The organism is Bartonella sp. AD13SXNS (genome assembly GCF_042196465.1).
Classification (GTDB): domain Bacteria; phylum Pseudomonadota; class Alphaproteobacteria; order Rhizobiales; family Rhizobiaceae; genus Bartonella.
Genome location: NZ_JBHIQI010000002.1, coordinates 78396 through 91781 on the forward strand (window position 1 = coordinate 78396; position 13386 = coordinate 91781).

Consider the following 13386-nt stretch of genomic DNA (forward strand, 5'->3'; position numbering starts at 1 on the left):
TTTTCATATTCCAAATTCATAAAAGTAAAATACTTTTTTTTAAAAAAAAGACTGGACAGAAGACTCCTGTTTTGATTCATTGCACTCTCATGGGGTTATTAATGAATATCGAAGCAGTTTTTAAATCACATTATTCCGGAATTAAAGGAACAAGAGATGGCTAAATTGGACGCATATAATGCGCCAACGGAGATATATGCTGATTCAAAATCGAGCGCTCAAAGCCATAAAGCGCAGACAAAGCGTATTTATCTGTTTTCTGGCTCTACCTATCAAAAGCTTCTCTTTATTGAACCTTGGTTGCGACGCTCACTTCCTTTTGTCATTGTGGCATTTCTTATTGCGCTTGCAGCAATCCGTTTCGTATCAATCTATGATTGGCGCAACACAATTGATAAAAGCACACGTTCGACCATCATTCTCTTAGCGTCTCATATTACCAATACAATTGATCATGACTTATTGGCTGTTTCTCAGAAAGAAAAAGTCTCTGCCCTTTCCCATGGTCATTTGCAAAATATCCTCTCCACTTTTCGTAATCAAGATCTTATTAATCCCAGCACTCTCATCGCCATCGTTGATGAAAAAGGCAATGTCTTGGCTTCATCCAATTCAGAGATCAGTCTAGGAAAGCCTTTGCAAGATTTTATCTCTGACAGCATTGCTTTACAATCTCTTGGACAACACGCTGGAGTTATGAAAATCACAATAGGAAAAGATACCCCTGCTCTTGCTTCATTTCACCAAACAGAAAATGGACAATATGGCGTATTCATTAGCGAAAAGATGCAAAATAGCGCTATGGAATGGCGCAAATTTTTTTCGCTTAATATAACTCTATTCATCGGAACGAGTGGTATTATTCTTGCTCTTCTTTATGCTTATTACAATCAACTTTTACGAGCACGTAAGACTGATCTTATTTCAGAAAAAATTCAAAACCGTATTGATATGGCAATGATGCGTGGGCGTTGTGGACTATGGGATTGGAATATGGTAAGCGGACGCGTCTACTGGTCACGAGCAATGTATGAAATGCTCGGCTATGTCCCTCAAGATGCATTGCTCTCAATTTCCCAAATTAGCGCCATTATCAATCCAAATGATGCCAACTTTTTTGATCTTGCTCAAGAATTAATGGGAGGCAAAAAAAAGCATATTGATATCAATGTTCCCATGCGTCATGCTGATGGTCATTATGTATGGATGCGACTTCGCGCCGAAGTTACTGAAGAAGAAGAACCCCATTTGGTTGGTATTTCTTTCGACATTAGTGAACAGCAGCAATTGGCTGAACAAACAGCTCAAGCCGACCTTCGTATTCGTGATGCGATTGAAAACATTTCAGAATCTTTTGTCTTGTGGGATGCTGAGGGACGTTTAGTCATGTCCAACAGCAAATTTTGTGAATATGCCGCTATTCCTAAACAAATTCTACAATCAGGTATCCAACGTGCAACCGTCGAAGCCATGACCCGTCCTGCTCTTAGTGAATATCCCCTTAAAGATGATGGTACGGGTAATTTAACCAGTATTCGCCAAACTGCAGATGGGTTTTGGCTCAAAATTAATGAACGTCGGACCCAAGACGGAGGACTGGTTTGTATTGGGACTGACATTTCTGAGCTTAAACAACAACAGGAAAAATTTGAAGACAGCGAAAGGCGTCTTTTTTCTTTCATTCAAGAACTCAAACGTGCGAGAGGGAGTGCTCAACAACGCGCAACAGAAGTTGAAAAACTTAATAAAAGTCTGAAAGCAGAAAAAGAACGCGCCGAAAGTGCCAATAAGGCTAAATCAGAATTTTTAGCCAATATGTCTCATGAATTGCGCACTCCACTAAATGCTATTCTCGGCTTTTCAGATATCATGTTACAATCAACCTTTGGTCCTCTTGGTTCACAACGCTATAAGGAATATATGCATGATATTTATAATTCAGGAACCCATCTTCTAACCCTTATCAATGACATCCTTGATATGTCAAAAATCGAAGCCGGAAGATTTACGCTTGATTGTAAAAATACCGATCTTGAACCCATCATTAGTGAAGCAGTACGAACACTAACGCCTCAGGCTCAAGAAAAAAATATTGCAGTTACAACAAACATTACCCCAGAACTTCATGCTGAAGTTGATGGTCGTGCAATGAAACAGATTTTCCTTAATCTCATCTCTAATGCCGTTAAATTTACTCCTTCTGGCGGAAATATTGATGTCTGCGCTTTCAAGAAAAAAAATAATCTTATTTTTAAAATTACAGATACAGGCGTTGGTATTCCACAATCAGCAATTAAAAAACTTGGACAACCTTTTGAACAAGTTGAAAATCAACTTACTAAATCTCATACGGGCTCAGGTCTTGGATTAGCCATTTCACGCTCTCTGTTAGAACTACACAAAGGAAAACTTGAAATTACTTCAAAAGAAATGAAAGGAACAACGGTAACCATTATAATGCCCATCACACAAAGTTAAATTTGTTTTTTATTCCCTCATTTTGTTCTCTTTGTAACAAAATCTGTTTCCGTTTGGCCCCCCAGCGATACCCTGAAATAAAACCATTTTTACGCACAACACGATGACAAGGAATGATAATCGCCAATTCGTTACGTGCACAAGCACTAGCAACGGCACGAAAAGCATTTGGCATACCAATACGGCATGCTAATATCTCATATGAAATTGTTTCACCACATGGTATATCACATAGTGCCGCCCATACTTGTCGTTGAAAAAATGTACCATTTATATCTAAGAGAAAATTATATTTTTTTACCAACTTGGGCGTTTCTATCATGGCTATAATATGAGCAACTTCTCTCTTAAATGTATTGTCACCCACAACTTGTTGTGCATCACCAAAGCGTACCATAAACTCTTGTAATAATTGCTCTATAGTATCTCCTAACGCTATATAACAAATTCCTTTTTTAGACTTAGCCACCAAAAGCTTTCCTATTGAGACATCTTCTAGACAAAATATTCTCGTTTGGGAAATGTTTAGCATTTTCATTTTCTTTATATTTTTAAAAGTTTTGAACATTATACATAAAGTAAAGGGAGGATATTTTTAATCACTTTATAAAACCAAATAAGATCATCTTGAAACTATCTGTTTAGTCATTGTATTAAAATATACTCTTTTATGGAATGGAATCATACATAGATTGACTTTCTTTCTAACCTAAAGAATTAAGTCTTCAACCAGAGTCGATTTATCAACAATCCAACTTTTTTAATATATCCCAACCGCAACCATTTCATAGGATTCAGTTCATAAGCTCTACAAACAAATCCTACACTAAATTTTATCATATACTCCAACCAAAACAACTAATATGTAATTTTCATGCTCTATACCACCACTCTAAATGGTAGTATTTTACGGGATAACAAGATAAGATTTCCATTTCATTTTACGAAACTCTATTGAACCATAAATAATGGCTTATATTTCATTTCCCACAGTATACTTGAATATTCTCGTTTTTTGGAAAACTACTACTTTTTATCAAAGGTCATACTTTTTATATACTGATTAGATGACTCAAACAAAAAAAGAAATTTATCTTCAATTTTATGAAAAAAAGCATGGAAAAGACATTTTAGTGCTTACTTTCTTTGTCACTTAACTTATAAAATGACTGTAGCCTCAAAATGGAAATATTTTGCCTGCCACAATCATGCACGGATATTTGTTATAGGAAAAAGCCATGCCCAAACGCACAGATATAAAATCTATTCTTATCATCGGAGCAGGACCTATTATCATTGGTCAGGCATGTGAATTTGACTATTCAGGTACACAAGCTTGTAAAGCATTAAAAGAAGAGGGTTACCGAATTATTTTGGTCAATTCTAATCCTGCTACAATTATGACAGATCCAGATCTAGCTGATGCAACTTATATAGAGCCCATTACTCCTGAAATCGTTGCCAAAATTATTGCCCATGAACGTCCCGATGCCCTTTTACCCACTATGGGAGGACAAACTGCCCTCAACACCGCTTTATCATTAAAACGTATGGGTGTTTTAGACCGCTATAACGTTGAAATGATAGGAGCCAACGCCGATGCTATTGATAAAGCAGAAGACCGTGCTTTATTTCGCCAAGCGATGACAAAAATTGGTTTGGAAACACCACGTTCTATGTTAGCCAATGCAACAGAACTGAAAGAAGAAAATCGCCGACAGCACGCAAAAACGCGTACTGAACTTAAAGAAAAACTTTCTGGTGCTGCGCTTGACAAAGCACTCGAAGAACTTGAGCGCAACTGGCGATATACCGAAGCTGATCGCAAACAACATTATATTGCACATGCAACAGCAAAAGCAGTTCAAGCTCTTGATATTGTTGGGCTTCCAGCTATTATTCGCCCTTCATTCACCCTTGGTGGGACTGGTGGTGGAATCGCTTACAACCGCTCTGAATTTTATGAAATTATTGAACGTGGTCTTGAAGCTTCACCGACAACAGAAGTATTGATTGAAGAAAGTGTTTTAGGGTGGAAAGAATATGAGATGGAAGTTGTTCGTGATAAGAACGACAACTGTATCATTGTTTGTTCTATTGAAAACATTGACCCAATGGGGATTCATACCGGTGATTCTATCACCGTAGCACCTGCTCTTACCTTAACCGATAAAGAGTATCAATGTATGCGCAATGCTTCGATTGCTGTCTTGCGTGAAATTGGTGTTGAAACAGGTGGATCCAATGTACAGTTTGCTGTCAATCCTGAAAATGGGCGCCTCATTGTTATTGAAATGAATCCGCGTGTTTCTCGCTCTTCAGCGCTTGCATCAAAAGCAACGGGTTTTCCTATTGCCAAGGTAGCAGCTAAACTGGCTGTTGGTTATACACTTGATGAATTAAAAAATGATATCACAGATGGTGCAACACCAGCATCATTTGAGCCTTCTATTGACTATATTGTGACAAAAATTCCTCGTTTTGCTTTCGAAAAATTTCCTGGTTCATCACCTGTCCTCACGACTGCGATGAAATCTGTAGGAGAAGTCATGGCAATTGGACGCACTTTTCAAGAATCGTTGCAAAAAGCACTCCGTGGGCTTGAAACAGGACTCACTGGTCTTGATGAAATTGTAATCCCTGAACATGCTGAAGGTGATGAAAAAAATTCTATACGCTCAGCCATTGCAATACCAAGCCCTGATCGTCTGCGCTACATTGCCCAAGCCATGCGCGCAGGCTTATCTTTAAGTGAAATTCACCAAATCAGCAAAATTGACCCGTGGTTTTTAGAACAAATAGCCTCCATCATTGAAATGGAACAACGTATCCGCATCCATGGATTACCCCAAGACGCAAATAACCTGCGTATGTTAAAAGCTATGGGCTTTTCAGATGCACGATTAGCCACCCTTACTGGACAAGAGCCTGATGACATTGCAGCTTTGCGCAAATCACTGAATGTTAAACAAGTCTTTAAACGGATTGACACTTGTGCGGCTGAATTTTCTTCTCCTACAGCCTATATGTATTCAACATATGAAATTCCCTTTGCAGGTGTAAAACACTCAGAAGCATACATTTCTGAACGAAAAAAAATTGCTATTTTAGGCGGTGGACCAAACCGCATTGGGCAAGGTATTGAATTTGATTACTGTTGCTGTCATGCTGCTTTTGCACTACGTGATGCAGGCTTTGAAGCTATTATGATTAACTGCAATCCTGAAACAGTTTCAACCGACTATGACACCTCTGATCGCCTTTACTTTGAATCTTTAACAACAGAAGATGTTATCGCTATTTTAGAAGCAGAACAGGAAAAAGGCGAGTTGGTTGGAGTCATCGTCCAATTTGGCGGACAAACCCCCTTGAAATTGGCAAGCGCTCTAGAAAAACACAACATTCCCATCCTAGGCACTTCACCTGACGCCATCGATTTAGCAGAAGATAGAAATCGCTTTCAAAAACTGTTATTTAAACTTAATTTAACACAACCTCAAAATGCTATTGCTCACTCTATCGAACAAGCGCGACTCATTGCCTATGAACTAGGATTTCCATTGGTTGTACGTCCCTCTTATGTTTTAGGAGGACGTGCTATGCAAATTATTCGCGATGAGCGTAGCTTGCAAAATTATTTGCTTGAAAGTGTTCCTGAATTAGTACCAGAAGAGATTAAAGCCCGTTATCCCAATGACAAAACAGAACAAATCAATATATTGCTTGGTAAAAATCCACTTCTCTTTGACACCTATCTAACAGAAGCGATTGAAGTAGATGTTGACTGTCTCTGTGATGGCAACGAAACACTAATCGTTGGTATTATGGAACATATTGAAGAAGCTGGTATCCACTCTGGTGATTCAGCTTGTTCTTTACCAGTCCATACGCTCTCAAATAAAATAGTCGCTGAATTAGAGCGTCAAACCAAAGCATTAGCACAAGCACTTCATGTTCGGGGCTTAATGAATGTACAATATGCCATTAAAGATGACACCATTTATGTCTTAGAAGTCAATCCCCGTGCTTCACGTACTATTCCATTTGTTGCAAAAACGATTGGTCGTCCTATTGCTAAAATGGCTGCACGTATTATGGCAGGAGAAACGCTTCACGATGCTCTTCAAGCTTATGGTGGATTACCTTCTTCGCAGAAAAAACAACATATTGCCGTCAAAGAAGCAGTGTTTCCTTTTGCTCGTTTTTCAGGTGTTGATACACTTCTTGGTCCAGAAATGCGCTCAACCGGTGAAGTTATGGGACTTGACTATGAGTTTGCGCTTGCTTTTGCTAAAGCACAGCTTGGGGCTGGTGTAAAACTCCCTAAGGAGGGAACTTTATTCGTTTCTGTAAGAGATGAAGATAAAAAACGCATCTTAAATCCTATAAAACGTTTAACAGAACTTGGCTTTTCTGTTGTTGCCACAAGTGGAACACAAAAGTTTCTCACCGAACATCATGTTGAAGCAAAAAAAATCAACAAAGTTTTAGAGGGGCACCCACATATCGAAGATGCGATTCGTAATCGCCAAATTCAATTGATTTTTAATACAACCAGCACTGCCAGTGCCATCTCAGATTCCAAATCATTACGCTATGCAGCACTCATGCAAAATGTCCCCTATTATACAACAATAGCGGGAGCCGAAGCCGTCGTAGAAGCGATCAAAGCAATCAAGAAAAAGCGCCTTGAAGTACGTTCCTTGCAAAGTTATTTCAGTTAAAGTTCTTGCTATGCGGAAAAGCATACGCCTTTTGATACCCTTTCTCGATTTTTTCTTTGTACAAAAAATAGCAATTAAAGCTTGCTTTTTATTCTAAAGGCTCTTATATGAGTTTTATCGAATTTTCGGTTACGTGACTTTCTTTCCTGTGCTTTCTGCACTTTTGACGAAACTTCTCCCACCTAATTTCGATCTAAAACCGTATTGAAGAATTATAGCTTCAGTACACAATATAATTATATATCTAAGGAGTTTCCTATGTCTACAGGAACAGTTAAGTGGTTTAATACAACAAAAGGTTTTGGATTCATTCAACCTAGTGATGGAAGTGCAGATGTATTCGTACACATTTCCGCCGTTGAGCGTTCTGGTCTAAGTAATCTTAATGAAGGGCAAAAAATTTCTTATGATGTTCTTCAAGATCGTCGTTCAGGAAAATTTGCCGCTGGCAACCTTGCAGCCCTTTAAAAGTTAAATTCTGCAATATTTTATTTAAAAATCTTCGTCGTTATAGGCGAAGATTTTTTTATTTTATATAAAGCATAATTTTACTTTGTTAAAATAAAAGACTTCTTGTCTCCTTTGCACAATTTATCAAACCTCCTCTATCTTTCCTCTAAATCTTTCATAAAACCTAAGAAGAAATGACCTTGCAAAAATCTCAAAAAAGAAGAATATAAAGCCTATGTAAGAGTATTGTGGAAGTTTTTTATTGCATACAATATAATCTCTTATAAAATATTCTTAAAGCAATAATCATTTGATATAATATGATATAATATAAGGATTTTAAATTATGGCTTTTATTGCCGACAAGCTGTCTCGTATCAAACCTTCTGCAACAATTGCTGCTTCCCAAAAGGCTCGCTATTTAAAAACATTAGGGCGCAATGTTATTGCTTTAAGTGCTGGAGAGCCAGACTTTGATACCCCAGACAACATCAAAAACGCGGCTATTGAAGCTATTCGAAGGGGAGAAACAAAATACCCTCCCATATCTGGAATTCCAGAATTGCGCCAAGCAATTTCTGCAAAATTTAAAAGAGAAAATAACCTTCTTTACCAACCAGAACAAATTATTGTTGGTACCGGTGGAAAACAAATTCTCTTTAATGCATTTATGGCAACTTTGAATAGAGGAGATGAAGTCATCATTCCATCTCCTTATTGGGTTAGTTATCCAGAAATGGTCACACTTAACGATGGTACGCCTGTCTTTTTAGAAACAAAAGCGGAATTTTCTTATAAACTCCAACCACAAGAGCTAGAAGCTGCCATTACCCCAAAAACTAAATGGTTTATCTTTAACTCTCCTTCAAATCCATCAGGTGCCGCTTATACATATAATGAACTGAAAAAACTCACCGATGTTTTAGTAAAATATCCTCATGTATATATTCTCACTGATGACATATATGAACATCTCACGTATGAGGGTTTTACCTTTGTTACTCCAGCTCAAGTAGAGCCAGCGCTTTATGATCGCACACTCACAATGAATGGTGTTTCTAAAGCCTATGCGATGACGGGCTGGAGAATCGGTTATGCAGGCGGACCACAAGAACTCATTAAAGCTATGGATACCATTCAAGGCCAGCAAACATCTGGCACGAGTGTTATTTCACAATGGGCTGCAGTTGAAGCTCTCAACGGACCACAAGACTTTATCACTAAAAATAAAAGTATTTTTCAAGCACGCCGTGATCTCGTTGTTTCCATGTTAAACCAAGCTCCTGGCATTCGCTGTCCAACGCCCGAAGGTGCTTTTTATGTTTATCCTTCTTGCAAAGGACTTATTGGTAAGAAAACACCTAACGGTCAATGTATTATGAATGATGAAGACTTTGTCATAGCGCTTCTAGAAACAGAGGCTGTTGCTGTCGTCCAAGGGTCTGCTTTTGGACTTGGATTAACTTTTCGTATTTCTTATGCAACATCAGAAAAACTGCTTGAAGAAGCTTGCTTACGTATCCAGCGCTTTTGCAACAGTTTAACTTAAAGTTTTTAACATCATTTCTTGTGATTGTTTTTTTGCCGAATGTCAGTGTATCTGGGAAAATATTGGAAACTGTATCATGGGACAAGCCAATCGATTCAGCAAAAACATCCGTTAATAAACACAGTAGAAAAATGGAGGCGGCAAGTAAACATCAAAAAAATCCAACTACCCAATAAGTGTATCGATCTATTGTCATGAGAGATGAAAAACCTATTCGGGACTTCCTTTACCAAAAACAAAAATTTCGAGCTTATTAGGAATAATCTGAACTTAAAAGTTGATGCGTTTACTCCTCTCATTAAGGAAGTACGATGCATTATACTCTGTTGTTATAAATGTGCGATAAAAAACTGAATTTTAGATGAAACTAAAATGTTATAGATCCATTTATTTTAATTTATAGGTAAGAGCATCCTCCTAACGAATTTTAGTTGAATCATAATCAATGTTTTTTCCAGATACAAAGGGAATTTGTAGAAAAGTGGTATCTTGATACATAAAAAATTTAATTGTTTTTTACAGTTTTTGAACACATATATCACATGACAGATTATCAACCAAAACATCTCCAGCAGAGTTTATATTATATAATATTTTCCCCAAAACCTGAAAATCTGTTGAAGTCTTTTATCCTCCTATGGAATGAACTGATTTAAATTTTGCATCTTTTTATTTTCTCCAAGTGGAATACAAATCATACTGTATTTTATAATTACGTTAAGTTATAATACGTGATATATAAAGAGATAATTAATTATAATAATTCATTGATTTTAACTTGAATTATCTCTCCTAGAGAGATTCTCTTATTTCAAATCTGTTCATCTAAAACCAATCAAAATCGTGTTCTTGCATATCACAAGCAAAGTTTGTGTGTAGATAAAAACACTTTAAAAAGAGTAAAAATAACTCCGTATCTCAAATGCAAAAACTACGATAATAATACCAAACATGCTTCTTTATGAGTGTAACAATAGTTGTAAAAAATAAATCATATACTCTTCACATATACCGTTGTGAAATAGCGAACACTGAAAAATACTGCTTGAAGAAGCGTGTGAATTGATAAACTTTTTCTTTTCTATTTAATTTATACCTCTAAAAAAGACCTAGTATTTTTAAACATAATCGCTCTTATAATTAAGTAGCCCTTACAATTAAACATTTTCTATTTTTCGCCTTCCTCTTCACCCTAAAACGAAGAAGAATCTACCTCCTGCCGCTGTATAAATAGTCTAATCTTTCTTAATGGTTCTACCTACTAATCACTTGATTTACTTCATGTGATTTACGAGTCTCTATCTTAAATATTCACCTCACATTCTCATAAAAAGCACTTCATATATAAAAATTTACATACCTTATATCAGGTCCTAAAGACAATGTTTATGGCGTAATAGAACAAATCTCTCTCAAATTCCCCATTGAACTCTAGTATACTTAAAAAAAATTATTGAATATCCATAAGTTTTAAAATTTTTTTCTTATCATCTTCCCCTGTATGCAATTTCTAGGGGCTCTTCTAAAAATAAAAAAAAAGCCGGACAAACGCCCGGCAAATTTGGAAAATCCTCAGAGATAAAATCAATCTGACAGATCTTCGTAAGGGAACACTCAAGAAAATGCAATGGGAGGCAACATAATCAAGAGATAGCATTCTATGTCATTTTATAAGAAAAAGCACAATAAAGACTTAAGCGTATCTGCTATGCAATAAACACATAGCTTTAAATTTTCCTCAATCGTCTAGCACTCTCTTTCATTAAATATAAAAAATGTAAGCCACACCATTATATGATTGTCTCGTTTCCAATATTGTGACAGCCTTTACATTTGAGAACGTTCATAAAAGACATTTTATCCCTTTCTTCAAAAATGTTTATTCCATACGGACGGACTCTCTCCATTTGTCGCATGCAGAGAATGGTTTAATTGATTCAATATAAGCAAATTTGAAATGAAAGAATATTACGGGAGGCTCTCGTTCAAGTTGTAAAACAGTTAATTCCCCCTTATAAATTAAAGCCTTAACATTAAAAAGACCATTGACGGGCTTTTAAAAAAATATAATCTCGAAAAGCATTCAGCTTTGCCAAATTCTTTAAATTATAGGGATAACAAAAAAAAGTATCAAAAGAAGGAATATCAACCATATCAGGAAAAAGACGCACTAATCGTTCATCATTATTGACGATATAATCGGGCAGTACAGCAATACCAATATCACGCATAAGTGCATTCTTTATTGAGATGATATTGTTTATTTGTAGGATTGAAACGCGCAATGATCCATCATTTCTACCAGCTTTTTCTAGCCAATTTAAACCAGATAAATAAGGTGGAACCGGTTCACCGAACGAAATAATGCGGTGGTTATCGAGCTCGGACAATGTTTCTGGCTTCCCACAGTTTGCAATATACTTTTCCGAAGCATAAACATGCATATGAATTGTAAATAATTTTCTTTGTATAAGATCAGGTTGTTGGGGTGGATGTAAGCGAACGGCACAGTCTGCATGACACATTGTCAAATCAAGCTCTTCATCGGAAAGCAAAAGCTGAACCTGCATATCAGGATAAAGACTAAGAAATTCTGGCATACGCTCTGCAATCCACCCTGCTCCCATTCCGAAGGTTGAGGTCACACGTAAGTGACCCGTTGGTTTTGCATAGCTTTCACTTAATTGCAAACGTACACTTTCAAGCTTCATCAAAACATCATGAGCTGTACAATAAAGAATTTTTCCCTGTTCTGTAAGGATCAAACCACGCGCATGACGCTGAAATAGGGATACCCCTACCTCTTGTTCTAAAGCCGAGACTTGTCGCGAAACTGCTGACTGGGATAAATGAAGTTTTTGAGCAGCATGCGTAAAAGATCCCGCTTCTGCTGCAGCGTGAAAAACCCTTAACTTATCCCAATCTAACGGTGGTGCCACAATTATTCTACCTCTAGATTCTCTACGTTCTCAATGAGTTACTAACGCCTAGGTATATCTAAAAACCGTTCTGCTTCCAACGCTGCCATACATCCCCTTCCCGCAGCTGTTACAGCTTGGCGGAATGTTTCATCTGTTACATCCCCTGCCGCAAAAACACCAGCAATGCTTGTTGCTGTTGAGTCCGGCGCTGTCCATAAATAGCCGCCTCGCTTCTGTTTCAGTTGCCCTTCAAACAGACAAACAGCAGGATCATGCCCAATGGCAATAAATATACCCTCTGCATTCACTCTCATCTCGTGACCTGTTTTAACATTTCTCAGGCGCGCCCCTGTTACAATAGCTCCCTTTGCCCCCTGAGCGGGTAGCCCCACAATTTCTTCGACCACATGATCCCAGAGAACACGTACATTATTACAAGCCAGCAACCTATCTTGTAAAATTTTCTCTGCCCGAAACTGCCCTCGCCGGTGAACCACACTTACACTTTTTGCTACATGTGATAAATAAAGCGCTTCTTCAACAGCCGTATTCCCTCCTCCCACAACAATAACGTCCTTATCACGGTAAAAAAATCCATCACATGTCGCACACGCAGAAACACCACCACCCATAAAGGTTTTTTCACTTTCCAAACCAAGCCAGCGTGCTTGAGCTCCTGTTGCAATAATCAGCGCATCACAAGAATATTGTGTTCCTGAATCCCCATATAAGGTAAAAGGATACTTTAATAAATCAGCCTTTGTAATCGTATCATAAACAATTTTTGTCCCCATATTCTCAGCTTGTTTTGCCATTTGTTCCATCAACCATGGTCCTTGAATGGGATCAGCAAAACCTGGATAATTTTCAACATCAGTTGTAATTGTCAATTGTCCACCTTGCTGCAAGCCCGTCACCAAAACCGGCTTGAGCATTGCCCTTGCCGCATAAACCGCCGCTGTATAACCAGCCGGACCTGAACCAATAATAAGCAAGCGAATATGCGATTGTACCATTAAATCCCCTTCACTTTTTATGACTTCGTTATTTTATAAAATTATAACAAAATGCAACCTTTTAAAAAAATATTTTTCAACAGCCTAAATTATGTTGTATATATATTTCTCTTCGCGTTTTCTGAAAAGGTTTGATTACCAATTCATCAAGGCATGCTTAATGTAAGGGGTAATCTTTATCCTATAAAGAGGAAAACGTAAATTCTTATGAGCGCAAAATTATAATAAAAAGAGATTAAAGATAGGGA

General features: G+C 37.4%; 7 protein-coding genes. 4 read left to right on the plus strand and 3 right to left on the minus strand.

The genetic code is table 11. The features are described 5' to 3' along the window. The first annotated feature begins 156 nt into the window (after positions 1–156). Positions 157–2478, plus strand: coding sequence for an ATP-binding protein (locus ACFIMQ_RS02400; protein ID WP_375616090.1), 2322 nt, complete (start codon positions 157–159; stop codon positions 2476–2478). Here the strand turns inward: ACFIMQ_RS02400 and ACFIMQ_RS02405 are convergent. Further along, the gene (locus tag ACFIMQ_RS02405) at positions 2465–3010 is read right to left on the minus strand and encodes a methylated-DNA--[protein]-cysteine S-methyltransferase (RefSeq protein WP_375616089.1); all 546 of its coding nucleotides are present in this window, start codon (positions 3008–3010) and stop codon (positions 2465–2467) included. The genes ACFIMQ_RS02400 and ACFIMQ_RS02405 overlap by 14 nt on opposite strands. Before the next feature lie 706 nt (positions 3011–3716). Between ACFIMQ_RS02405 and carB the strand changes: the two genes are divergently transcribed. The 3 genes from carB to ACFIMQ_RS02420 all read left to right on the plus strand — a co-directional run bounded on the left by carB (position 3717) and on the right by ACFIMQ_RS02420 (position 9201). Further along, positions 3717–7202, plus strand: a complete 3486-nt coding sequence (carB, locus tag ACFIMQ_RS02410; protein WP_375616088.1) for a carbamoyl-phosphate synthase large subunit — start codon at positions 3717–3719, stop codon at positions 7200–7202. Between the two features lie 258 nt (positions 7203–7460). Next, positions 7461–7670, plus strand: a complete 210-nt coding sequence (locus ACFIMQ_RS02415) for a cold-shock protein (protein ID WP_100128310.1) — start codon at positions 7461–7463, stop codon at positions 7668–7670. A 328-nt stretch (positions 7671–7998) separates the two neighbouring features. Further along, on the plus strand, positions 7999–9201 hold the full coding sequence (locus ACFIMQ_RS02420; RefSeq protein WP_375616087.1) for a pyridoxal phosphate-dependent aminotransferase: 1203 nt from the start codon (positions 7999–8001) through the stop codon (positions 9199–9201). 2033 nt (positions 9202–11234) lie between these two features. On the opposite strand, the gene ACFIMQ_RS02425 is transcribed toward ACFIMQ_RS02420, so the two are convergent. Beyond that, on the minus strand, positions 11235–12140 hold the full coding sequence (locus ACFIMQ_RS02425) for a LysR family transcriptional regulator (protein WP_375616086.1): 906 nt from the start codon (positions 12138–12140) through the stop codon (positions 11235–11237). Positions 12141–12181: 41 nt separating this feature from the next. Continuing rightward, a complete protein-coding gene (gene trxB, locus ACFIMQ_RS02430) occupies positions 12182–13138 on the minus strand; it encodes a thioredoxin-disulfide reductase (protein ID WP_375616085.1) in 957 nt (318 codons plus the stop codon). Positions 13139–13386: the final 248 nt, after the last annotated feature.